Annotated in this window: 24 protein-coding genes, 1 tRNA gene and 2 pseudogenes; 16 read left to right on the top strand and 11 right to left on the bottom strand. The window is 63.8% G+C overall.

Annotated elements, in window-relative coordinates; translation table 11 throughout:
* The first annotated feature begins 180 nt into the window (after positions 1 to 180).
* The 5 genes from ACYCO6_RS00900 to ACYCO6_RS00880 all read left to right on the top strand — a co-directional run bounded on the left by ACYCO6_RS00900 (position 181) and on the right by ACYCO6_RS00880 (position 4,526).
* Positions 181 to 960, top strand: a complete 780-nt coding sequence (locus ACYCO6_RS00900) for a sugar transferase (protein WP_459768478.1) — start codon at positions 181 to 183, stop codon at positions 958 to 960.
* 95 nt (positions 961 to 1,055) lie between these two features.
* Positions 1,056 to 1,289 carry a hypothetical protein gene (locus ACYCO6_RS00895; RefSeq protein ID WP_459764598.1) on the top strand — a complete coding sequence of 78 codons (234 nt, stop codon included), beginning with the start codon at positions 1,056 to 1,058 and terminating at the stop codon, positions 1,287 to 1,289.
* 127 nt (positions 1,290 to 1,416) lie between these two features.
* Complete coding sequence (locus ACYCO6_RS00890; RefSeq protein WP_459768477.1) at positions 1,417 to 1,641, top strand: hypothetical protein; 225 nt, start codon at positions 1,417 to 1,419, stop codon at positions 1,639 to 1,641.
* A gap of 414 nt (positions 1,642 to 2,055) precedes the next feature.
* Positions 2,056 to 3,297 carry a hypothetical protein gene (locus ACYCO6_RS00885; protein ID WP_459768476.1) on the top strand — a complete coding sequence of 414 codons (1,242 nt, stop codon included), beginning with the start codon at positions 2,056 to 2,058 and terminating at the stop codon, positions 3,295 to 3,297.
* 128 nt (positions 3,298 to 3,425) lie between these two features.
* A complete protein-coding gene (locus ACYCO6_RS00880; RefSeq protein WP_459768475.1) occupies positions 3,426 to 4,526 on the top strand; it encodes a glycosyltransferase family 2 protein in 1,101 nt (366 codons plus the stop codon).
* Positions 4,527 to 4,554: 28 nt separating this feature from the next.
* Here ACYCO6_RS00880 and ACYCO6_RS00875 read toward each other — a convergent pair.
* Positions 4,555 to 5,700 (bottom strand): annotated as a pseudogene (locus ACYCO6_RS00875) (putative bifunctional diguanylate cyclase/phosphodiesterase); the annotation flags it as partial.
* A gap of 1 nt (position 5,701) precedes the next feature.
* Complete coding sequence (locus ACYCO6_RS00870) at positions 5,702 to 6,931, bottom strand: RNA-guided endonuclease InsQ/TnpB family protein (RefSeq protein ID WP_459768474.1); 1,230 nt, start codon at positions 6,929 to 6,931, stop codon at positions 5,702 to 5,704.
* Positions 6,932 to 6,978: 47 nt separating this feature from the next.
* Between ACYCO6_RS00870 and tnpA the strand changes: the two are divergent.
* Positions 6,979 to 7,386 (top strand): annotated as a pseudogene (tnpA, locus tag ACYCO6_RS00865) (IS200/IS605 family transposase); the annotation flags it as partial.
* Here the strand turns inward: tnpA and ACYCO6_RS00860 are convergent.
* Together ACYCO6_RS00860 and ACYCO6_RS00855 are read right to left on the bottom strand one after the other, a co-directional pair.
* The gene (locus ACYCO6_RS00860; RefSeq protein ID WP_459768473.1) at positions 7,370 to 7,516 is read right to left on the bottom strand and encodes a diguanylate cyclase domain-containing protein; all 147 of its coding nucleotides are present in this window, start codon (positions 7,514 to 7,516) and stop codon (positions 7,370 to 7,372) included. The pseudogene tnpA and the gene ACYCO6_RS00860 sit on opposite strands and share 17 nt — an antisense overlap.
* Positions 7,494 to 8,156 carry a hypothetical protein gene (locus tag ACYCO6_RS00855; protein WP_459768472.1) on the bottom strand — a complete coding sequence of 221 codons (663 nt, stop codon included), beginning with the start codon at positions 8,154 to 8,156 and terminating at the stop codon, positions 7,494 to 7,496. The genes ACYCO6_RS00860 and ACYCO6_RS00855 overlap by 23 nt, the downstream gene beginning before the upstream one ends.
* Positions 8,157 to 8,462: 306 nt before the next feature.
* Between ACYCO6_RS00855 and ACYCO6_RS00850 the strand changes: the two genes are divergently transcribed.
* Both ACYCO6_RS00850 and ACYCO6_RS00845 read left to right on the top strand, forming a co-directional pair.
* On the top strand, positions 8,463 to 9,530 hold the full coding sequence (locus tag ACYCO6_RS00850) for a spore photoproduct lyase family protein (RefSeq protein ID WP_459768471.1): 1,068 nt from the start codon (positions 8,463 to 8,465) through the stop codon (positions 9,528 to 9,530).
* Positions 9,531 to 9,579: 49 nt separating this feature from the next.
* Positions 9,580 to 10,038 (top strand): nucleoside deaminase, encoded by a 459-nt coding sequence (locus ACYCO6_RS00845; RefSeq protein ID WP_459768470.1) that lies wholly within the window; start codon positions 9,580 to 9,582, stop codon positions 10,036 to 10,038.
* Between the two features lie 4 nt (positions 10,039 to 10,042).
* Here the strand turns inward: ACYCO6_RS00845 and ACYCO6_RS00840 are convergent, their stop codons facing one another.
* Both ACYCO6_RS00840 and ACYCO6_RS00835 read right to left on the bottom strand, forming a co-directional pair.
* Positions 10,043 to 10,354, bottom strand: a complete 312-nt coding sequence (locus ACYCO6_RS00840) for an ETC complex I subunit (RefSeq protein WP_459768469.1) — start codon at positions 10,352 to 10,354, stop codon at positions 10,043 to 10,045.
* A gap of 25 nt (positions 10,355 to 10,379) precedes the next feature.
* Positions 10,380 to 10,456: transfer RNA gene (locus ACYCO6_RS00835), tRNA-Pro, on the bottom strand.
* A 168-nt stretch (positions 10,457 to 10,624) separates the two neighbouring features.
* Between ACYCO6_RS00835 and ACYCO6_RS00830 the strand changes: the two genes are divergently transcribed.
* From ACYCO6_RS00830 to ACYCO6_RS00810, 5 genes are all read left to right on the top strand, one after another.
* Positions 10,625 to 10,810 carry a hypothetical protein gene (locus ACYCO6_RS00830; protein WP_459768468.1) on the top strand — a complete coding sequence of 62 codons (186 nt, stop codon included), beginning with the start codon at positions 10,625 to 10,627 and terminating at the stop codon, positions 10,808 to 10,810.
* A 9-nt stretch (positions 10,811 to 10,819) separates the two neighbouring features.
* Complete coding sequence (locus ACYCO6_RS00825; RefSeq protein ID WP_459768467.1) at positions 10,820 to 11,083, top strand: hypothetical protein; 264 nt, start codon at positions 10,820 to 10,822, stop codon at positions 11,081 to 11,083.
* Positions 11,080 to 11,289 carry a hypothetical protein gene (locus tag ACYCO6_RS00820; protein ID WP_459768466.1) on the top strand — a complete coding sequence of 70 codons (210 nt, stop codon included), beginning with the start codon at positions 11,080 to 11,082 and terminating at the stop codon, positions 11,287 to 11,289. Before ACYCO6_RS00825 ends, ACYCO6_RS00820 begins: the two co-directional genes overlap by 4 nt.
* Complete coding sequence (locus ACYCO6_RS00815; protein WP_459768465.1) at positions 11,286 to 11,564, top strand: hypothetical protein; 279 nt, start codon at positions 11,286 to 11,288, stop codon at positions 11,562 to 11,564. Before ACYCO6_RS00820 ends, ACYCO6_RS00815 begins: the two co-directional genes overlap by 4 nt.
* Positions 11,565 to 11,774: 210 nt before the next feature.
* Complete coding sequence (locus ACYCO6_RS00810; protein ID WP_459768464.1) at positions 11,775 to 12,230, top strand: Ros/MucR family transcriptional regulator; 456 nt, start codon at positions 11,775 to 11,777, stop codon at positions 12,228 to 12,230.
* A gap of 419 nt (positions 12,231 to 12,649) precedes the next feature.
* Here the strand turns inward: ACYCO6_RS00810 and ACYCO6_RS00805 are convergent, their stop codons facing one another.
* Positions 12,650 to 12,859, bottom strand: coding sequence for a hypothetical protein (locus ACYCO6_RS00805; protein ID WP_459768463.1), 210 nt, complete (start codon positions 12,857 to 12,859; stop codon positions 12,650 to 12,652).
* A gap of 554 nt (positions 12,860 to 13,413) precedes the next feature.
* Here ACYCO6_RS00805 and ACYCO6_RS00800 point away from each other — a divergent pair.
* Together ACYCO6_RS00800 and ACYCO6_RS00795 are read left to right on the top strand one after the other, a co-directional pair.
* The gene (locus ACYCO6_RS00800; RefSeq protein ID WP_459768462.1) at positions 13,414 to 13,773 is read left to right on the top strand and encodes a helix-turn-helix domain-containing protein; all 360 of its coding nucleotides are present in this window, start codon (positions 13,414 to 13,416) and stop codon (positions 13,771 to 13,773) included.
* Complete coding sequence (locus ACYCO6_RS00795; protein ID WP_459768461.1) at positions 13,773 to 14,288, top strand: hypothetical protein; 516 nt, start codon at positions 13,773 to 13,775, stop codon at positions 14,286 to 14,288. Before ACYCO6_RS00800 ends, ACYCO6_RS00795 begins: the two co-directional genes overlap by 1 nt.
* 100 nt (positions 14,289 to 14,388) lie before the next feature.
* On the opposite strand, the gene ACYCO6_RS00790 is transcribed toward ACYCO6_RS00795, so the two are convergent.
* Positions 14,389 to 14,574 (bottom strand): hypothetical protein, encoded by a 186-nt coding sequence (locus ACYCO6_RS00790; protein ID WP_459768460.1) that lies wholly within the window; start codon positions 14,572 to 14,574, stop codon positions 14,389 to 14,391.
* Positions 14,575 to 14,960: 386 nt separating this feature from the next.
* Positions 14,961 to 19,268 carry a diguanylate cyclase domain-containing protein gene (locus tag ACYCO6_RS00785; RefSeq protein WP_459768459.1) on the bottom strand — a complete coding sequence of 1,436 codons (4,308 nt, stop codon included), beginning with the start codon at positions 19,266 to 19,268 and terminating at the stop codon, positions 14,961 to 14,963.
* 402 nt (positions 19,269 to 19,670) lie between these two features.
* Between ACYCO6_RS00785 and ACYCO6_RS00780 the strand changes: the two genes are divergently transcribed.
* Positions 19,671 to 19,940, top strand: coding sequence for a hypothetical protein (locus ACYCO6_RS00780; protein ID WP_459768458.1), 270 nt, complete (start codon positions 19,671 to 19,673; stop codon positions 19,938 to 19,940).
* A 38-nt stretch (positions 19,941 to 19,978) separates the two neighbouring features.
* On the opposite strand, the gene ACYCO6_RS00775 is transcribed toward ACYCO6_RS00780, so the two are convergent.
* Both ACYCO6_RS00775 and ACYCO6_RS00770 read right to left on the bottom strand, forming a co-directional pair.
* The gene (locus ACYCO6_RS00775; protein WP_459768457.1) at positions 19,979 to 20,206 is read right to left on the bottom strand and encodes a hypothetical protein; all 228 of its coding nucleotides are present in this window, start codon (positions 20,204 to 20,206) and stop codon (positions 19,979 to 19,981) included.
* Between the two features lie 1,767 nt (positions 20,207 to 21,973).
* The gene (locus ACYCO6_RS00770; protein WP_459768456.1) at positions 21,974 to 22,348 is read right to left on the bottom strand and encodes a hypothetical protein; all 375 of its coding nucleotides are present in this window, start codon (positions 22,346 to 22,348) and stop codon (positions 21,974 to 21,976) included.
* Positions 22,349 to 22,359: the final 11 nt, after the last annotated feature.

The following is a 22,359-nucleotide window of genomic DNA, read 5'->3' as shown; positions in this document are numbered from 1 at the left end:
GGACCTCGGCGGATGTAGGCCTCCTCGTAAAATGTACAGCGCTCGACATGGCCGCATGAACACAATCTAGACTGCACAGGACGCTATGGCCAAGCTTGTAACAGGGCGATTCATTTGTTACCAGGGCTGTTAACGATTAATTCACTGATTGGCCGACGTCGCATTCCAGGAGCCGAGACCATGCTGCACCGCACGGGCCTGCCGCTTCAGTCGCCCGCCTTTGCACCGCACCATTGTGGTGAGGGATCGGAGCCTGTGACGGGTGCCCTTGCGGGATCTGTCGAGGCGGCGGAGGCGGTGGCGGAGGCGGTTCTGCCGCCGGCGCCGTTCGTGGCCCGGGGCCTGCGGCTGGACTGGGCGGCCAAGCGCGGGCTCGACATTGCGGTGGCGGCCACGGCGCTGCTCTTGCTGTTGCCGCTGCTGCTGCTGATCGCCGCGCTGGTTTATGCCGGCGACCGCAAGGCGCCGATCTTCCGGCACATGCGGCTGGGCCGGGACGGGCGGCGCTTCGGCTGCCTGAAGTTCCGCTCCATGGTTGTGGACGGCGAGGCGGTGCTGGCCGCCTATCTGCGCGCCAACCCGCAGGCCCGGGCCGAGTGGGAGGCCAGCCACAAGCTCAGCGACGACCCGCGGGTGACGGCCATCGGGCAGGTGCTGCGCAAGACCTCGCTCGATGAGCTGCCGCAGTTGTGGAACGTGCTGCGTGGCGAGATGAGCCTGGTCGGCCCGCGCCCGATCGTGCCCGCCGAGGTGGCCCGCTACGGGCGGGCCTTTGCCACCTGCTTTGCGGTGCCGCCCGGCGTGACGGGCCTGTGGCAGGTCTCGGGCCGCTCCGACACCAGCTATGCCGAGCGCGTGGCGCTGGATCTGGATTATGCCAGCCGCTGGAGCCTGCGCCGGGATCTGGCGATCCTGCTGCGCACCGTCCCGGCCGTCCTCGCCCAGCGCGGAAGCCGCTAGCAAACCCCGCCCCCACCGGACCGCCACGATGGCGCGCGGGGCGGGATCGGTCTACCACCCGGACCTGACCCAGGCGGGTGTGGGGGCGGGCTGCGATGAAGGGGCTGCTGCTGAACGCGCTGCTCGGGCTGGGACTGGGGCGCTTCGGCTCGGTCTGGTGGCTTCTGCTGTTCCTGCCGCTCGTGGCCGCCGAACTGGCCTACGGCGTCTATGTCCACCACCTCGGCCTGAGCGCCGGCTTCGTCCGGCGCGGCGCCGCCCTCCTGGTCTGCGGCCAGCTCGGCTTCCTCCTCGGCGCCCTCATGCGCCCCATGCGCGGCGAAACCTAGGACTGACCCCGCGCCATTCCGAGGTCCTATCCACACTCGCCGGCCTATCGGCACCGACAGAATGGGTGGTAAACGATTTGCTAATTCCCCGGCGCCGCGCTCAGGTTCCACGGCGGAGGGTCCAATCTTGGACGAGAACGATCCAGGTCGGGACTCCGATCCGCTCTGGTACGATCAGGCGGAAGTCGACCTGCCGCCGGGCCCGCTCCTCAGTGGCTTGGCGTACCTGTTCCCATTTATCGCGGCAGCGATTGTCGCCGGGTTTCGGTTTTACCGGCTCCCGGATCGCCTCTGGTGCGCGGCCTCGCTTCGGATCAGGCGCCGCTATTCCGAAAGGACGGATCGTCCCTGATCATCGAGGCCGTTCACAGGCCAAACGGACCGGCACGCGGAGGGCGCACCGCGATCTCGATCCGGCGACCAACGGATTGAGGTCGTCCGGCCCCACCGCTTTTATCGAACTGGCCATTCCCGCACGCCACGAAGCGGAAGTGTCGCGCCTGCCCCACGCGGATGAACACCGTGGTCTTCGTTCAGCTCACGTGGGAGTCACCGCTCCGCGACACGGAACGGTTTCCCAAACGATGCGGGCGCTCCAAATCACCCGACACGCGTCGGCTCGGGCCTTCAGGGCCGGCAGCCCGAGGCCGCGACCGAATCGGGATCGCGCACTGGCGCATTCAGAAAAGTTGAGCCCATCATCGATCCGATCCCTGTGCCCATGATCGTTCAGTCGAGAGAGGCAACAATGCGACGACCCCTCGGTTTGAGCCTCCTGCTGCTGTCCCTCTGCGGGAGCACGGCGGCCTCTTCTGCCGAATCGTTCTCCTGTCCGCCAGCGAAACCCGGCAATGCTCTGGTCGAGTCGATCGGGATGAACACGCACTTCATGCAGGGCTGGCAGTACACCGATTTCAAGCGCGTCATCGCGATGCTGAAGGATCTGGGGGTCAACCAGATCCGGGAAGGGTTTGCCGGACCGGGACGCGTGCCGCTGGAGGTGGCAGCGCGCTCCGGCATCAAGTTCAATTTCGTCATCGACCGAAAATGGGACAACCTCCTGATCGAAAAGCTGGAATACTGGGAGAAACGATTCCCCGGCTCCATTCTTTCGATCGAGGGGCCGAACGAAGTGAACAATTGGCCGGTCAAGTTCGACGGCCTGGACGGCATCCCGGCGGCGAAGAAGTTTCAGGACGCGCTCTACAGCGGCGTCAAGGCCAGCCCGATCCTGAAGCACATTCCGATCGTCGCCATGACCTCATATCCAACATTCACTAACGTGGCGGATATCGGCAATATTCATGTCTACTCACGCTCTGGCGACGGCCTGCTGGGCGAGATCGACAGCGGTTCCAAAGATGAGATCGACCACAATCCCGATCGAAAGAAAATCTGGATTACGGAGGCCGGCTACCCGACGCTGGCTGGCCCGGGTTACTTCGAAGGCGTCTCGGAAGATCTTCAGGCCAATCTGCTGCTCGACCTCCTCTTGAATGCCAGCACGCGCGACATCGGCAAGGTCTTCATCTACCAATTCCTGGATCAGTACACGGATCGAGCCGACCAACAGGGCTACTTCGGGGTCGTGTCCCTCGACTGGCGGCCGAAGCCCGCTTACGAGGCGATTCGCAACCTGATCACGATCGTCTCGCGCGACGGGGGTGCCGCCTCCACCTCCCGGGCGGATCTGTCGTATCGCCTCGACGGCCTGCCCGAAACCGCCGCCCACGCAGTCTATCAACTGAATGATCGCTCCTGGATCGTCGCCGTCTGGGACAATCGCAGATTGTGGGACAACACGACCCATCGTCCCGTCGCGGCCTTCGAAACGCCTGTGACCTTGGTCCTTCCGCAGAAGAATGCCACGCTGACCCTGTTCGATCCCGTCGCGGGTTCGGCCTCAAAGGCGATCGCTAAAGGAACGGATCGCATGTCCTTCAGTCTGAGCGGTGCACCGCTCCTCCTGCGGGTCGATGTCGCCGGGGGCGGCGGCTGCAAAAAATAGCCCACTTCAAGGGCCGAGGGGGCAATCTCGACGCGTCTCGGCTTCCAAGAACCGTCTCGGTTGCCGCCCGACGGCGCACATATCCGACGCCCTATACTGTAACTCGTCGAATCAGGATCGCAGCGCGGATGTCCAGCACGCAGTTACGCCGGCTCGATCACCGACCGATCAAGCTCGAGGGCAGCGCCGTGCCCCTGATCGCGCCGATGAAGAACGAGAAGACCATCCTGCCCGACTTTCTGCGCCATTACCGTGGGCTCGGCGTCGCGGCCTTCTTCATCATCGACGACCATTCCGACGACGGAAGTCTCGACTACCTCCTCGATCAGCCGGACTGCCATGTCTTCCAGTCGGACGGCGGCTTCCGTCAGGCGCGGTATGGCGCCGATTGGATGAACGAGATCCTGAATGCCCATTGTACCGGGCGCTGGTGCCTGGTCGTGGATTGCGACGAATTTCTGTATTACGAAGATTGTGAGCGCGTCCCGCTTCCGGAATTCTGTGAACGAATCGGCCAGCAAGGTGCCGATACTGTTTATGCCAGCATGATCGACATGTACCCGTCCGGCAGCTTCCGGAAGGCGGCGGAGACGGGTGCGGCGTCGGTGATCGAGCAGATGCCCTATTTCGACGCGGATTACCTGTTTCGCCCCTGGCCTCAACGCCCCTGGGACCCGACGCCGGTTCCGTTCTTCCTGCAGGTCATCGGCGGGCCGAGGCTCAGGCTCCAGTCCAGCCTCGACGCGGAAAGCCGGCGGGGCGCATGGCACCAGACAATCTGCAATCAGGTGGACCGTTTCGTCGATCGGCTCCCCGCAAGCGCGCTGCCTGCGCTCGCGGCGATCTGGCCGATCGAATTGCCTGCGCAGCAGAAGCGTCCCCTCAACTATGTTCGCGCGGGCTTCACCTATCATAACCCGCACGGCAACTCGAACACGCGCTTGGCCGACACCGTCACCGCGCTGGCGCATTACAAGTTCCTCGGCGCCCTCGACCGCCGGCTGGAGCGTTCGGACATCCTGCATCAGCATTATCGGCGCGGGCTCTCCTACCTGCAGATCCAGCGCGCCATCGACCGGTTCGGATCGGAATCGCTTCTGTACCCCGGCAGCGTGCGGCTCAGGTCGTCCACGGATCTCTCCGCGGTGGGCCTGATCGGTGCGAATGTCGCCCGGCTGTGGCATTCGCCGACGCCCATCCGGGAGATCAGGACCTCCCTCACCGCGTGAGCCTCAGGGTACCGGCGCCGGGCCGCGTTCAGGCAGCCTCGTCCCGGGCGTTGAACACGGTGGCCTCCAGGGTGCGGACGGGCATCGGACGTCCGAGATGGTAGCCTTGGAGGAACGGGCAGCCCATCGCCTGCAGCGACTGGAGATCCTCGGCGGATTCGACGCCCTCGGCGACCACCTCGAGGCCGAGAAGCCGGCCGAGACCGAGGACCGCGAGCACCAGCCCGCGCTTGTCGTCGCAGGTACTGAGCCCGGTGACGAAGCTCCGGTCGATCTTGATCCGGTCGGCCCTGAGCTGCCGCAGGGACGAGAGCGAGGAGTAGCCGATGCCGAAATCGTCGAGCGCCACCCGGATCCCGGCGCGCGAGAGCGCTTGGAGCTTGCCCTGCACCGCGCCGATGTCGAGGGCGGTCTCCTCGGTGATCTCGACCTCCAGCATGGCGGAGGGCAGGCCGAGGGCGCCGAGGCGCTCGATCACGATCTCGTCTACCGGCACCTGCGCCATCTCCCGGGGCGAGACATTGATCGACACGCGGACCATCGGGAGACCACGCGTGCGCAGGATCTGCATCATGCCGCAGACCTGCTCCAGGATGTAGCGGAGCAGCGACTCGGTGAGACCGGCCGTCGCGGCCGCGGCGATCAGGTCAGGGGGCGCTATCCAGCCGAGCCGCGGGTGCCGCCAGCGCACCAGCGCTTCCAGACCCGCCAACATCCGGGCATCGCCGGCGTAGATCGGCTGGAACCAGACCTCCAGGGCATTCTCCGCCAGCGCCTGGGACAGGTCGCGCTCAAGGTCGCGCCGCATCTGCAGGCGCTCGCGCAGACCCAAATCGAACAACCGGTAGCGGTTCCGACCAGCGGCCTTCGAGGCGTAGAGTGCCTCGTCGGCGCAGCTCAGCATCTCGGTCAGGCTGGGCTCCGGGCCGGCATGAACGCCGATGCTGACCCCGAGCCTGCCGGCGTCGAAGCCGTCGAACGGCTGCGCGACCGCGGCGATCAGGCTCGCCGCCAGGACCGCGTGGCCCGGGCCGGACGGCGCGGGATCGTACAGGACAGCGAATTCGTCGCCCCCGAGCCGCGCGGCGAGGCCCTGCTCCGGCAGCGTGGTACGCAGCCGGCGGGCCACCTCGACCAGCACGCGGTCGCCAGCCTTGTGGCCATAGACGTCATTGTTAGCACCTTCCCCGACCTGAAGGACGGGGATTTTCGGAGACCGTGAGGCCTCGTCCAGTTGACGCTTCACAGGGCTGCTGATGCACACCCTCCACGTCCAGCAACGGTGTGCTCCACCGCCGTTTGATGTTGATCGCCGCGTTGACGTCGGCATGGTCCTCGTGACCGCAACCGATGCAGGTGAAGCGCGCTTGGCTCTCGCGGCTCCTCGCATCGACCACACCGCACGCCGTGCAGGTCTGCGACGTGAATCGCGCGGGCACGGTGACCACCTGACCGCCGCGCTCCTCCATCTTGTAGGTCAGGAGCGTCGCGAAGACGTGCCAGCCCGCGTTGAGAATGCCCCTGTTCAGCCCAGTCTTCTGCCGGACGTTGCGGCCGGGCTCGGCCACCGTGCCCCGCGCGCTGGCCGTCATGCCACGCGTGTTCAGGTCCTCCAAGGCCGCCACGCCGCACCTGCGCGCGATGTCGAGAGCGGCGCGGTGGTGGAAGTCGCGTCGGATGCGCGCCTGCCGGGCTTGGAGGCGCGCGACACGGGCCTGAGCCCTGCGCCTGCGGTTCGAGCCGCGCTTGCGCCGGGCGAGGATGCGCTGTGCCTTCCGCTTCTGGACCTCGATCCGCTCCAGGCTCGCGGGCAGCGTCAGCCTCTCGCTCGTGGACAGGGTCAACGTCGTGGCGACCCCGCGGTCGATGCCGACCACTTCCGGGCTTGGCGCGGGCGCGTCGTGCGCGATCGCGCGGGTGAAGGCGATGTGCCAGCCCGAGGCATCAAGGCGGACGGTCACGTTCCTCAGGTCGCCGCGCATCGGCCGCGTGTCGCGGAACTTGACCCAGCCGATCTTCGGCAGGCGCACGGCGCTCCACTTACCGTTGAGCCGCTTCACCGCGACTTCGCGACCAGGGAACCGGAACCTGTCGTCAACACCGCGACGGCGGGGCTGAGGGAAGCTCGCGCGGCCTGCGAAGAAGTTCTGGAACGCCCGGTCGAGGTCGCGCAGGGCCTGCTGCTGGCACGAGACGTAGACGGCACGCAGCCAGTCGAACTCGGCGCGGAGCTTCGTCAGGTCGGCGGCTTGAGCGACGTAACCGAGCCGGTGCTTCCGGCCCCAGGTCGCCCGCTGCTCCAGGGCGAGGTTGTAGACGAGGCGGCACACGCCCGCGAACTGCCGGAACAGGGTCTCCTGCTCGGGCTGGGGTTCCAGCTTGTAGCGGAAGCCGCGGGCGATCACCCTGAGAGGCTACAGGTTGGTCTCAAAAGCCGCAACATGGATCAGCGCTACATGCCCACTTGGTCTTCGTCACCAAATTCCGCCGCGACGTGCTCTCGGCGCTGGCGATCCACGATCTGACGGCGATCTTCGCCAAGGTGTGCCGCGACTTCGAGGCGCAGCTTATCGAGTGCTCGGGCGAGGACGATCACGTCCACCTGCTCGTCACCTCTCCGCCCAAGATCAGCCTGTCGAAGCTCGTCAACAGCCTCAAGGGCCTGTCGAGCCGCAAGCTGCGCGACAGGCGCCGCGAGATCACCGGCCGCTACCACCAGGGCGTGCTCTGGACTCCTTCGTACTTCGTCGCCTCGAGCGGCGCTGCCCCTTTGTCGGTCGTGGCTGAGTACGTCCATTCGCAGCGCGCAGACGCGCGTTCTCCCCGGCCTGAAGGCCAAGGGTTCAAGGATTTCCGATGAACTTGAAACCATCGAGGTCGAGGAGCAGCAGGCAGGGCGTGCCGGTGAGGAGACGATGCTCCGCCTGCTGAATGAAGCCGGCTCGGTTCATCAGCCCGGTGAGGTCGTCATGCGTGGCACGCCACCGCATCTCGTCCACGAGGTCGGTGGCGCTGGCATGCGCCTGCGCCTGCGCCTGCGAGCGGACCAGCGCGGTAGTCTCGTTCTTGATGCGGCACGCCTTCCAGGCAGCCGGCCTCGCTGTGAAACGCCGTGCGGGTCAGGGTCATGAGATGGAGCAGCACGCAGGCCGCAAGGCTGACGCGGTCGAGGCCGCCCGGGCTGATCAGGCAGATGGTCACCGACAGAAGCGGAGGCAGGTTGAAGCTGACGGGGATGCGGGCATAGGCGAAGCCGTGCGTTACCGCCCCCACGGTGATGCCGCACGTAACGACGAGATAGAACAGCGTCTGGGGGGAGGTGTAGCCCGCGCACAGAAGCGGCTGGCAGGCCCAGACGAGGCCCGACAGGAACGTTGCTATCGTGCAGGCGCGCAGGTGGCGGTCGACCGAGAGCGAGGCCGCGACCGCCATGCCCGGCGGCATATCGGCCGTGAGCGCCAGCCTGGGACAAGGTGCATGGCAGAGGCCGATGCGCAGGAGATTGATGCCAGTCGAGGCCGCGTACCACACGGCTCCGGTCCACCCCTCCCCGCCGTGGATCGCGACCAGCACGCTCGCGAGCCCGAGCAGCATGTTGATGGGTATCGCGGCGAGCACGGTGCCGCGCACGGCTTCCAGTTGGTCCCGCCGGACCGATGCGTCCCATCTCGGACCCGGTCGATCGTCGGAACAGGCGAGGCCCGATGTCTCCGGAACGGATCTCTCCAGGTCTCCAACGATCATCGCACGTCCACTCAGAGGCGGATGATGATCGGCAGAGATTCGTAAGACATCGTTGAAGCAGGCACGACGGACGGAGTCTATCCGATGTCTGTCCACGTCCTGATCGGCCGAGGCGACCGGTCGCAAGCCATTCCCGGCGCACCGTTCAACACCATATCGGCTCCTGGCCCGCCGCCGGGCCGCGGATCTGCCATGGCCCTCACCCGCGATCTCGTCGATATCCGGACGATCTACCACGAGCCTGCCGCAGGTGATTTCCCCCTCGGGCGAGAGATCCTCGCGCGGTTTCCCGATGCCCGGCGCATCACCGTGCCCTCGCATTGGAACATCCCGGACCTGCATGGAAATGCGGGCTCCGTGGACGATTGGGTGCGGATCAAGCGCTCGACTCTGGTCCTCGGCGTAAAGAAGGGCCTTGCCCTGCGTCCCAACGGACGCAGCGCCCATTTCATCGCACCTTCGACGTCCAACGGCTGCGCCATGGCCTGTGCCTACTGCTACGTGCCGCGCCGCAAGGGCTTCGCGAACCCGATCTCGCTGTTCGTGAATGTCGAGCAGGCCTGCGCGGCGATCAGCCGGCACGCCGCACGCCAGGGGCGCCTGCCGGAGCCCGACCTGATCGATCCGGATTACTGGGTCTACGATATCGGTGAGAACGGCGATCTCTCGGTGGATGCGGCCGTGAGCGGCGGCGTGCGCACCCTGATCGAGACGTTCCGCACCGTGCCGAACGCGAAGGCCTCCTTCGCCACCAAGGCCGTGAACCGCGACCTCCTCGCCTACGACCCACAGGGGAAGACGCGGATCCGCTTCTCGCTCATGCCCGCGCGGATCGCCAAAATCGTCGATGTGCGCACTGCGCCAATCCCGGAGCGGATCGCCGCGATCAACGACTTCGTGGCCGCCGGCTACGAGGTCCACGCCAATTTCTCACCCGTCATCCTCTACGAAGGCTGGGAGAACGACTGGCGCGCGCTCTTCGCCGAGATTGACGGCACGCTGTCGGCCGCCGCCAAGGCACAGCTCAAATGCGAGATCATCATGCTGACCCACAATGCGGATCTGCATGAGGTCAATCTCGGCTGGCATCCCCGAGCCGAGGACCTTCTCTGGCGTCCGGACATCCAGGAGGCGAAGGTCTCGGAGGGCGGAGGCACCAACCTGCGCTACCGCGCCGGCTGGAAAGGAACGTGGCTCGCCCGGTTCAAGGCCCTGCTCGCCGAGTCCCTGCCCTACTGCACGGTGCGCTACGCGTTTTGAACCCTCGCCTGCGCGCCGCGTTGGAGCGCCGGCGGAGGGGATCGGATCCATGTCCACGCACGAAATCTACCTTGGCGAGGCGGTCGCCCTCGCGGCGGCGAATGTCGAGGCCGGCGGAGCACCCTACGGAGCGGTGATCGTGCGCGACGGCGCCGTTCTGGTCCGTGCAGCCAATACCGTGCACGCGACCAACGACCCGAGCGCCCATGCCGAGATGGTGGCCCTGCGCGAGGCGAGCCGCATCCTCAGTCGCCGCGACCTCTCCGACTGCGTGATGTACGCGAGCGGGCGCCCCTGCCCCATGTGCCACGCGGCGATGCGGCTCGCCGGGTTCAAGGAGGGCTACTTCGCCTTCTCGGCCGAGGAGGCCGAGCGGCACGGGGCCGGCAGCGCGACGATCTATGCCGAGTTGTGCCAGCCCCTCGACGCGCAACCGATGAAGCTCAGCCAGATCCGTCCCGCGGGGGAATCGCCCTACGCGGCATGGCGCGCGCGGCGGAACGGCTGACCAATCAGTGGGTCCAGGGCGCAGTCCGGTTGAATTTGAAATTGTCCGAGTAAGACAGGCCCTTCCGCAGGGCGGGCTTCGCCGGCTGCTCGACCCGGTAGGCGATTCCCTCGCGCTTCGCGTAGGCCACCGCCTCCTCCTCCGTGTCGAATTCCAGCCGCACCTGCTGCATCATGTCGGAGGAGCTGTTCCAGCCCATCAGCGGATCGATCTCGCGCGGACTGGTCCGGTCGAACTCCAGGATCCACTGCTTGGTCCGGGCGAGGCCCGACTGCGTGGCATCCCGTGACGGACGGAAGATGCGGGCGCTCGGCATCTGAGTCGACAAGCTCCTGAACGAATGGTCGGGGCGATAGGATTCGAACCTACGACCCCCTGGTCCCAAACCAGGTGCGCTACCAGACTGCGCCACACCCCGACACCCCACTAGGGGCCTCTGGCTCTAACGTTTTGCCCGATCCGGCGCAACCACGACCAAGCGGCCATCCCGGAACGCAAGGGAAACGAATGGCACTCGTCGGGACCGGGAGTCCCAACGAAAGTCCCAACGCTTTCCCGACGCGCCCGGCTACGGTAGCGTCACCTTATGAGCGAAGGCCATGATCCGGTTCTTGAAGCCGTTGAGGCGCTGAAGCTGCGCGGCCACACCGTTGAGCCATGGGGCGACGACTTCATGCTCTGGCTGGTAGACGGGCAGTCGCTGACGAGCGGAGAGCTGCTCGCGCTGGCCGTGCGCCTCGGCCTCATGGACTCGCCGGGGACGCTGCAATAGGCCGCTGCCATGGCCACCAACCCCACCGTCTCCGAGCTTCGCAAGGCCGCCGAGATCACCGATCAGGAGATCGAGGCCGCGATCAGCGCGGTGCTCGCCAACCCCAAGGTCGGCCCATTCGAGCTAGCCTCCGGCTGGACGATCGACCTCACGAAAGCCGTGATGGCAGACCGGCATGCTTCGGCAATTATCAAGGAGCCGACTGCCAAGGCCGGCAGCAAGCGATTGGCGGTCAGATCTGCGATCCTGCTGGCGCACCCGGCGAAGGGATGAGCGAGGAGCCACACCCGAAATACGAGATCGTGCTCGCATGCTTGATGCAGCGCCTGCACGGATACGCGCAGGGGCTCGGCCTGAACGAAGCCGCGACCCGTCAGATCGTGGAACGCGTGATCGCCGACATGCCGGACGCCGACGATTTCGATCGTATGGCCGAGGCACGGCGCCGGATGCTGATCGCCATAGGCTTAAGGCCGTGACCTTCACCTGGCGCCGCACCTTCCCCGACACGCACCACGATTTCGTGGCTGAGGATGCCGGGCGGCACGTCGGCCGGATCAAGCGCATCGACGGCGGTCCGCAGAACGGGACCTGGACTTGGAGCTGCACCGGGTGCCAGCGCGGGCACGAGGCTGAGGGCGTGCGCCCGCTCAACGGTATGGCAGCGACCCGGGACGAGGCGATTGAGGCGCTGGCCGCAGCCTGGGTCCGGGCGAAGACCTGGAGCGCGCGGACCGGGCTGACGCTGTCCTAGCTTAACCACTCTCAGCGCATTTCCAGATTGGTGAGCCCAACCCTACGTTGGTCTGTTCCGGAATTTGGAACATCAGACAGAGTATCAGTAGCACTCAGACCGCATGACAATGACCAGCCGCTGCGCCCAACGCACAAACCAAGGCGTTGACCGGGGTTAACACTTCACTGTACATCCCGCCGATGATTCGTCTTCGCAGGGATTGGCGACGTGACCGAAGTTGCAAACTGCAGTGTGCGGAACTCGATGGAACTGGCGGCTGAGATCGTCGCCGCCTACGTCTCCAACAACCCTATACCGGTCCCCGAACTACCAGCGCTGATTGGGAAGGTGCACGACGTAATTGTCGGTTTAGGTTCGGGCGCTGCCAGCAACAGGACTCCAGAAGCTAGGGTCGAGAAGCCCACACCAGCTGAGATCCGAAGGTCGCTCCGTGACGACGGCATTGTGAGTTTCATCGACGGCAAGACATACAAGACGTTGAAGCGTCATCTGACTGCTCACGGCCTCGATCCGCACTCCTACCGCGAGCGCTACGGCCTGCCGGCCGATTACCCGATGGTGGCGCCGAGCTACGCCGAGAAGCGCTCCGCTCTGGCCAAATCCATCGGCCTCGGCGTACCCGGGGCGCGGAGCGTTCAGCGCAGGACCGGTACAGACGGCTAATCGGCGGCGCGTTGCGGAGCGGCTTGCCGCTCGCCTCACAAAGCGCGGGCCTGAAATGGCAGCACCTGCGCGACCGTGCCGGCAGCTCCCGATCGAACCGGTCGGCTGAAGGTGTCGGCACAGCTCAGCCGGATGATTTGCGCGCTCGTGGGCGCGCTTCCAGCGACGGCGACCAATTTCTTGGCCCGGCGCTTAGCGGCGCCGATCCAGCGCACGGTCCAGTGCTCTCGCCCGCGACGGGATGCCGGAAATTTCTCAGGCCTGGTCCCACCCCGGAACAGGCGGCAGCTGTCGCGCTTAGCCGGAGACATTAGATAAGGCTCCCGAAAGGGATCTAGGACACTATTCGTAGCGTCGCCATAAACTCAGCCGCATCCCCCATTCGGAGGATGTGCACAAGCTACTGGCTTGATTCGCTCCTAGCCCTTCCTGGCAAACTCCCAGATCGGGACGCCCGGCATCTGACCCTTGAGGAAGCGGTAGCCGGCGGTCTGCGCGAACGTGACGCGATCGGCATGGACCGCCTGGACTGCACCGGTGCCGAGCATCAGCCCGCCGCAGGAACCCAGGCGCAGGGTGCCGCACGATGGATGGACCCCGAACAGCTCGGTCAGTGCGTCGCCTGCCAAGCCGCTCCCGACTGGCGGTTCATGTGTGTCGCTGGTAACACCAACGCGCCTTTTTCAGGCGCCTCGCTGGCACCCCGTGTTGACTTTTATGGCAACAATCTCATCTCTGGTAGGGCGCGACGAGCTTGTCAAAATTGACCCCCAGCTAGAGCCGAACGAGCAGGAACATCGCCTTGTGTACGCTCTTCCAACGGTGATCCCACGGCTTTCGGATGACCTGCCTTCTTGGACATCGGTATGGGAAGTAGAGCAGGATCCAATACAGCAACTAGACGCTCTCTTGGAGGTATATTGCTCAGGAGAATCTCTAATATTTAATAGAAGATTCAAGCCTCTTAACCATCTCGGCGAGGGAGTTTGGGAACTCAAAACTGCCGATCTGAGATTATTTGGATGGTTTCCGTTTAGGGACATTTTTATTCTATCGTGTATCGATACCGCGACGAAAGTTAAAACTTATAATTTATATGCAGGTTACGCAGGGCAGGTAGTCAGACAGCGGAAGGTTCTACCGCTGGATAATCCGAAGTTTGTGGTTGGAGAGGACCCGAGAGATGTCGTTTCGAATTACGCTTACCCCTAGCAAGCGTACTGCCGGACGTTTCATCGAGAAGGTTCGTCGCGCTCTGCTGACCGCTTTGGCTCAGGAAGAAGCTGCAAACGGACTGACACAATCAGACATTGCTCGATCCATTGGCGTCAATAGATCGGTAATCCACCGTGAATTGCGCGGCCATAAAGATATAACGTTGGGCCGCGTTGCTGAGCTTGCCTGGGCAATGAAGCGCAAGCCTCAGATCCTTCTCATCCCCGAAGAAGCCCCGACGGGAAACATCAGCCGCGAGCTGCAGACTATCACAAATGATAGTTCTTCGAGCCATGGTCAATATAAAATCGAGCAGGCGTTTCTATAATGTGCGCAGAACGAATCGCCTGGGGCCAAACCCTATTTTGTGACGATATCCGGCACGAGCTCGGCAACAAATTGAGCATAATAGGCATTTATCAATCTGATTTTATTGTAAATGCAGACTTTCCTTTAATGATACCAAAATTCTGTCTATACGTGTCGTATTACGAAATAGCAGGACGACTTAAAGAAGAGCTTCAGCTAAATATTTTTTTCCCAGCCGATTATGCCAACCCGGCCTTTCAGGTCAACATCCCACGCCCGGCGATCCCGGAGCAGGTTGTCCAGCAAGATCAGGCAGAGGCCGAAAGAGTAAATATAATACGAGCGCCCGTAATATTTTCGCCCCTCCAAATTATGGAGCAAGGATCCATTAAGGTCCGGATGACTTGCGGTGATTATATCACAAAACTCGGGATCATTAATATTCGCAAGGCAAGCGACGCAGAAATTGGTATGTTTTTCAATGTACCATCGCAGCAACCAGCGCCGCCTCCACCCGGCAGTCCTGAGTCGTAGCCGAACCTCACGCAGCAGCATCCTTATGGCGCTGATCTGCGCCCACGAAAAAGCCCGCGCCGGCGAACCGGGCGGGCCTGAAACTGGGATCCCTGCGTCGCTAGCTGCCGTGCTTTTCCGCAAGGAGCAGAACCATCTGGGAGAGCGCCACCAACAGAGGCTCCTCATTAGTGGCGAGGCGCAGCGTCTTGGTCCCCGGTCCGTTCTCAAGGCCGTCCAAATGCTCCCGAATGAGCTTGGACAGCTCGGCAATCTGCTTCTGCATTTCGTTCTGCTCGTGTGCCACCGTGATCTCCGATCGCGCGCCGCGTACTGCCGCTTACCTCGACGCACCGTAACGGTAGGTCCGCTCCAGCGCGTCTGGGTGGCGACATAGCGCAACACGGGCGGGTAGTGGCAGCCACGAAAAAGCCCCGCACGGCGGTGCCGGCGGGGCTGAGGTGGCTGAGACTTTGGGCCTCGACCATTAAACGTTGTTGGTGGTGTTCTAATCCGGCCGGCCTCTGAAATGACGAAAGGCGCCCCGGCCGATACTGGGGCGCCGGACACAGAAAAGCCCCGTGCGGCGGTGCCGGCGGGCTGAGTGTCGTCTATCGTGCGAACCTCGCGATCAGGTCAGGTATAGATCTCCTCTTCCTGCGCCAATTCTGAGCTTGGACGGGAAGAATTCCGTCAGGCGAGCCGCAGTATGTCGCTCTCGTCTACTTCCGCAGCAGCGGCCCAGTTATGCAGGAGCCATGGCACGCGCGAGCCGGGCATCGGTTTAGCGTAGCGGTAGCCCTGAGCGTAGTCGCAGCCCATCGCGCTGAGCCGTTGTGCCTGCCCGGCAGTTTCGACGCCCTCGGCCGTGACCTGCACACCCATGCTGCGGCCGAGGCCGACTACCGCCGCGACGATAGCCGCATCATTCCGGTCCTGCTCCATGTTGCGCACGAAGCTCTGTTCCACCTTCAGGTGGCCGACCGGGAACTGCTTCAAGTGCGTCAGCGAGGCGAACCCGGTGCCGAAGTCATCGAGCGTGATCAGAACGCCTGCATCGTGCAACTGCTGGAGGGTGGCGGCGACGTTCTCCATGCCGTGGCCGAAGAAGACGGTCTCGGTCACCTCCAATTCGAATTGCTTCGCCTGAACGCCGTACTCGCTCAGCACCGTCAGGATGTTGCCAGCGAGATCCGGCTTACGAAATTCGGCCGAGGCGAAGTTCACGGCCACACGGCCCGGCTTGACGCCGCGCACACACCAGTTGCGCAGATCGGCTGCGACTTGCCGGAGCATTCTGTCACCGATGGCTGTCGCAAGCTCTGGGTCATCAAAGGCTGAGCTGAAGTAGCCGGGCGTGAGCAGGCCCTTCTCAGGATGCTGCCAGCGTGCCAGCGCCTCGAAGCCGACGACCGCTCCGGTCGTGAAGCACACCTTGGGCTGATAGTAGGGCACGATCTGCCCCGCATCGAGCGCAGCCCTGATCTCGGCTGCGATGCTCACACGCCGCTCCGTCTCAGCGCGCATCTCCGGCGCGAACACGACGGCACGGTTTCGGCCCTGTATCTTGGCGCTGTGGAGCGCGATGTCCGCGTCCTTCATCAGTTCGCGTGGCTCGCGGTGGTGGTCAGGGTAGGCTGCAACACCGATGCTGGCCTTGCAGGTCAGAGTGTGACCGCGATGGCTGAACGGCTGGCCCAGCCTCTCAACGAGCCTCTGTGCGTGTCTGAGGGCGTGCTCCAGGCGCAGCGGCTCCACGAGCAGCAGAGCGAACTCGTCGCCGCCCAGACGCGCGACCGTGTCCATCGCGCGCAGGCCCTCGCTAAGCCGCTGAGCAGCCTCCACCAGCAATGCGTCGCCCACGTCATGCCCGAGCGTGTCGTTCACGTCCCGCAGGTGGTCGAAGTCAACGAGCAGCAGGCTCGCACTCGTCCCACTCTGCTCCGCAGCGGCAATGGCTTGTTCCAGCCGCTGATCAAACAGCCGGCGATTGGGCAGACCCGTCAGCGTGTCGTGATTGGCGGCCCGCCACGCCTGTTCTTCTGCAAGCTTACGCTCGGTGATGTCGAACGTGATGCCGACGATCCGATCCGCATCGGCCCGCTCCACCGAGGAACGGAGCCACATCATCGGACCGGCCGGTGGAAAGTACCGGAACTCGCGTTCCTCCCGGGTCCCAGCCGATTGGAGGAACTTCGCCATCTCCGCCCGGTCCTCCGGATGGACACGGGTGAAGAACTCGGAACGTGCTTCCGTGGCAAGCCCCAGAAGTTCCGGCGCGTTCTCGGACCGGGTGCTGTAACCGGTGCTCAAGTTGTGTTCCCAAGCAACCATCCGTCCGACGTGGAGGGCAAGCCGCAGGCGCTCCTCGCTGGCGCGCAGTGCGGATGTGAACTGCCGTTGCTCGGTCACGTCGCGTACGGCTCCGACCATGCGCAACGGACGGCCTTGCCCGTCGCGCAGTACGAACCCGCAGTCGGTCACCTCGGCGTAGGTGCCGTCATCACGCTCGTAGCGGTACTCCTCGGACCAGCGAGTCTCGCCGCTGTCGATGACGCCGCGGATCGACGTGGTGACCCGCTTACGGTCATCAGGATGTAATCGGGCTGTCCAACGTGCCAGGGAGGGCTGCTCCTCGTCATCCCTGTGCTGGAGCACCCCGGACGTGGCAGGAGCCCACTCGACCTCGCCCGTGGTCAAGTCCCAATCCCAGATCCCATCCTCGCTGGCCAGTACGGCCAAACGATAGCGCTCTTCCTGAATGCGGATCGCCTCGTGAGCTTGCTTGGTCTCGTGAATGTCGGCTGTGGTGCCGACCCACTCCTGTAATTCACCGGCCGCGCCTTTCAGGGGCGCGACCCTGGCCAGGGTCCAGCGGAACACCGCGTCCCGATGCAGAACTCGGAACTCGCACGAGCCGGCCGATTGTGAGGCGATGATGTCGCGCCATGTGGAGATCACACGCGGACGGTCGCCGGGATGGACAGCGGTCAGCCAGCCGAAGCCCTTGTAGGCGCTCTCCGGCTGCCCGGAGTAGTCCTCCCATCCGCTGATCTCGATGACGGAGCCGTCTGGCTCTGCCCGCCAGACCATGGTCGCGCTCGCCTCGATCAGCGCCTTATAGCGCTGGGCTGTCGTCCTGAGCCTCACCTCAAGTTCAACTTGTTCAGTCACATCGCGGGACACGGACAGGATGCGCTGCGGCGAGCCGCTCAGCCCCCGCATGGGGCTCAGGCTCACATCCCACCACCGTGGCTGCCCCTTGGCTGTTGGACAGAAGCCTCGGAAGCGGGCGGGCTCACCTGTCTTAGCTGCCTCAAACGCCTGCTGCGCCACGTCGTGGTGCTCGCCTTGCCAGAAGTTGAGCCAGCACTGCCCCAGAACAGAGGCAGCGTTCTCGATGTCCATTAGCCGCTGACCGCCCGAACTCATGAACAGCAGCCGGCCTTGCTCATCGAGGAGCTTCACGCAGTCTGTGCTGCCTTCGAGCAAGCCGGACAGTACTTCGTCAAAGAGCTTGGGGTGAGACGCGATGGGATCGATGCCGCGGTTTTGGAGGGCACCGGCCTGCTCAGCACCATTCCTGTCTGAGGTGGCTTCGGCCGCTTTGTGGAAGCGGAAGGTATTCCGTCCAGCGGCTTTGGCGCGGTAGAGCGCCCGATCCGCGTGACCGATCAGCTTGTCGGCATCGGCTGCGTCGGCTGGGCAGAGCGCGATGCCAACGCTGAGGCCTATTCCGGCTGGGTAGCCATCGAGATCGACGGGCGAGGACATCGCCTGGATCAGCCGCTCGGCCAATCGTGTTGCGTCCGCAGGTCCAACGCGGCCGGTCTGAATGATCACGAACTCGTCGCCCCCGAGCCGCGCAACCGTGTCCTCGGTGCGCACAACAGCCCTGATCCGCTGCGCCACGACCTTCAGCAAGGTGTCACCGGCTTGGTGCCCGAGCGTGTCGTTGACGAGCTTGAAACGGTCGAGGTCCAGGCAAAACAGGGCGAAGCCGCTGCCGTTGCGCTTACTTAGCGCGATCTCCTGCTCAAGACATTCGCGAAAGTGGAGCCGGTTGGGCAAGCCGGTAAGTGGATCATGGCGCGCCATATGCGCCATTGCGTGCTCAACCTTCTTCCGCTCAGAGATGTCCCGCACCACCGCAACGAAGCCGGAAGCCGCGCCTACTGGATCACATGTGACGCTGAAGGTTGCTTCGACCCATACCCAGGTGCCGTTCTTGTGCCGGTAGCGCTGCTGGCTCACGGCGTAGTCTGCGCAGCCCTGGCCCACTTTGTTCAGCACCTGAGCGAAGTCAGCCGCATCGTCTGGATGGACGAAGTCAAGAGAGGTGGTGCCGACAAGCTCGTCCGGTTCGTAGCCGAGGAGGCGCTTGGCAGCCGGCGAGACATAGAGGCGAACGCCATCGGCAGCACAGCGGACGATCATGTCGGTGCTGTTGTCGGCCAAGAGGCGGTAGTTGGCCTCACTTGCTCTAAGGCGAGCTTCCCCAGCGCGAGCCGTCTGCTCGGCCTTGCTCAGGCGAAGTTGAGCGACGACAGCTTGCGCGAGATCGCGAAGCTGTTGCTGCTTCTCAGCCGGAAAGGGGCGCGGCACGCGGTCGATTACGCAGAGGGAGCCAAGATGGATGCCGGGGCTGAGGATGAGCGGTGCACCTGCGTAGAAGCGGATGTGCGGCTCGCCTGTGACTAAGGGATTGGCGGAAAACCGCTCATCCTGAGTGGCATCCTCGACTACCAACACCTTGTCTGAGAGGATCGCGTGCGTGCAGAACGAGATCTCCCGTGAGGTCCCGCTCACATTCAGCCCACACCTGCCCTTAAAGAGTTGCTCTGTCTCGCTGACGAGCGACACGAGCGCGATGGGTACACTAAAGAGCGCCTGGGCGGTTCGGCAAAGCGTGTCGTACTGCGGCTCTGGGGGCGAGCCTAACACCATCAGATCGTGCAGCGCCGCCAGGCGTTTCGCCTCGTTCGGATGAAACGGGTACATAAACCGACCACCGGATCAGCTCCGCCCCCGCGGTATCCCCCACTGATCCCCATAGGTCATAGCCAACAAATCTTAATGGCTCGGCATTTTTGAGCGCGTTCTGACCTACCACGATGAGTACTCAGAGTCGCTCAGAATGGCGATTTGATCGGCTGGCTTCGAACGAGGCTGATAGAGAGGATCAGCCCGGACCAGGGGAATTGGAGATGATGGTTTGCCCCGTAAATCGCCCATGCCTACGGCTTTCGGCCGTTCCCACAAAGCTAGGCTCCAACACGAAGACCCTGATTGAAGCGTCTCACCGTATACACGCGGGGGAGCGGCCGATCTCACCGCGATGAACGAGCCAGGTAGTCATAGGTCTAATGGTGGGCAGTTCGCTCGCGGACTATCGGCATAAGGATGGGACACAACGCAGCATACTTCCGCGAGAAAGCCGAGCAGTGCCGCCGTTTGGCCCGCTCGATCCTGTCGAGAAACGACCCAACGCAGGCGTCGCTGAACGCCATGGCTGCAGAGTTCGACGCGCAAGCCGCAGCGATCGAGGCCAGCGTGGCGACCGCGCACGTCATTGGCTACGGGGATGACGTGTCCCAGGAACGCGAAGAAGCCAATGAGGCGCCGGGTACAGGCAACGATCGTGTAGGCGAAGCCTATAGCCTCGCTCCTTAAGCCCACCGCGACAGCTGCTGAGCGGGCCCTTCCGAGCGTCAGAGTGGGGCTGCCAAACTCGGGTCAAACCGCTCGATAAAACGTATGCCATCCCAGAGCTCCACCGGATGGGCTTCAGCCAACTGCTGCGCAACGGCTAAGGCAACGTCATCGCTACTTGCATTCAGCCGTTCAACCCTGAGGACCTCGTTGGAAGCGCCAATAAACAGCAACCGATAAACGGGTGTCGTGGGATCGTGGCCTGGCAGCGCGTCGAGGTTGCTCATCCGCATACTACCGCAAAGTGAGAGTGCTCCACCGGGTAAGCCCCTCACAAATCCGTTCCAGCCGGTGGTGCTGCCGGTGGCACTTCAGTGAGTCTGCTCTCCAACGTATGCGACGATACCTTGGTTTGCGGCCTGCCGTCACTCCGACACCCGGAGCACCGCGCATGAAAAAGCCCGCTCCGGCGAGCCGGGCGGGCTGAGGTTTGCCTTCACGCACGACAGCTCCGGCGTAGCGCTCCTGTAGGGCCAGCGGCAAGTCACTTGCTCATCCACGTTACGTCGGAGGCGGCATGCGCGGTACGGTAGCGGACGAGAAGCCGTTGGCGGCGGGAGCCGCCGTTCCAAATACGTCGCCGACCGCATCGCTCAACCGAGCGGTCACCCGCCCGGCCCGGACCCCGGATGCCGTTAGACCCATCCGACGGCGCTCCTCCGATTACGCCTCATCCGGGTCGGGCGGGCCTGAGTTTACGGCGGACTGGCCGCTCTTCGAGGATGTGAAGACCTTAACGCTCGGCCATCACGCATGAGGCCATGCGTAGATCTCGTGCAGACTACCTTCGTATCTGAACCAATGCACGCCAGTACCGGGCCTTCGCCCGTGATCTGGATACGACCTCGCGATGCCAGAAACGAGAGACTGCGCTTCTCGTCCATCGCGAATGTCGTATGCCAGCAGCTGCGGTCTAGATCCATCGCCGTTCGTGAGATTTCGGACAAATATGGAATATGTGCTCATTACGCAGAACCATTCACTGAGCTTCCATTGCTAGACATGCTCAGCGGCGCAAGAATGTTCACGACAGTGCTGCACGATGGTTAATGCATTTTAACGGGAATTCGCGCATTTGATTTAAGCGGCCAACATCCTGTTGCGTCTTCCCTCTCCTTACCGCGCGCAGCACCACATCATTGAGCACGTTGGCGAGGCCGACGCAGCACACGAAAAACCCGCCGCGGAGGACCGGGCGGGCTAGTTTTTAGTCTCATTGAATGAGCCGCTTGGACGCGGCGAACGGAGACATAGTTACCTGCGCCCTTCGGCGGCTATTGTACCTTTGTAGAATAAAAAAATCCCGCCGCGGCGCTGGGCCGGGCGGGCTGAGGCTGTCGCAAATCAGGATCGAAGTCCGAGGCACACGAGACACCCCCGATCACTGCGCCACAACCGCGCCTTCGGACGCGCGGCAAAAAGCCCGCCGCGGCTTTTACGGGTGGACCTTAGCCGTTTGGCGTAGGACTCCGTTCTTGCGTTGATGTGGCATGCCACAGACGATCCAGCGTCGCTCCGACCTGATCTTGGCCGAACGGCACCGGGCCGAACCACGTAGCAACGGGATCCGGCCCACCACTCACCATAGCGCTCCAGAATGAAAGAGCCCGCCGCGGCATGAGCCGGGCGGGCTGAGTCCTTCATCGCTGACGAGGGGCTTCAATCCTCGTCGGTACGACCGTAGCTGTAATGGCGGCCCGGTATACGCCCGAATGGAGTACTCGGCGGTAAATCCACGCGGCACAGTGCGTAGACGGTCGATTTTCGGGCAGCACCTGCGAGCTTCCGAGGGCCGGAATGCCTTTCCGGCGGAAGCAGTGGCATATGACGAAGACCGCCCCGGGGTTGGACCGGGCGGGCTGGTAGGTTCGGGGCTGGCGGCCGGGCTCAGTCCGGCGGATCTCGCGAGGCGGTCAGGTTGCCGATGATCAGGCCGATCATGAGCGCGATCAGGGCGTAGACGCTGCTGAGATCCTGCTCGACAGGCGCGCATGTCACGTGTGCCGCCGCTCGCGCTCCGAGTTGAGGCGGTGCTCGAGCCGCTGATCGTCTCGGATCTCGTCCAGGATCTCAGTGTGCCTCTTCACCTCCTCCCGGATAATGCGCACGCACTCGCGGATGTGCGTCGAGTCCTCGGTGCGGCGGCGGTCCATGTCCCGCTGCTCTCGCAGGATGTCGAGCAACATTGCCGGCCCCTGCGCGAACGGGATCATGGGTGGATCGGAGATCGTGCCCGGTGCCGGCGGTGGTAGAGCCTCCTTGTCGTTCCTTCCCCGCGTAACCATCCAGGCGATCAGCAGGAACGTGCTGCCGCCCACGAAGACTTGGAAGAGTGGTTGGTTCTCGAGGATCCCCTTGAACAGGGCCATCAGCACATCCA

Source organism: Methylobacterium sp. CM6257, assembly GCF_054611515.1.
Note: the sequence above shows the minus strand (reverse complement) of the source record. Positions and strands in the feature narration are given on the sequence as shown.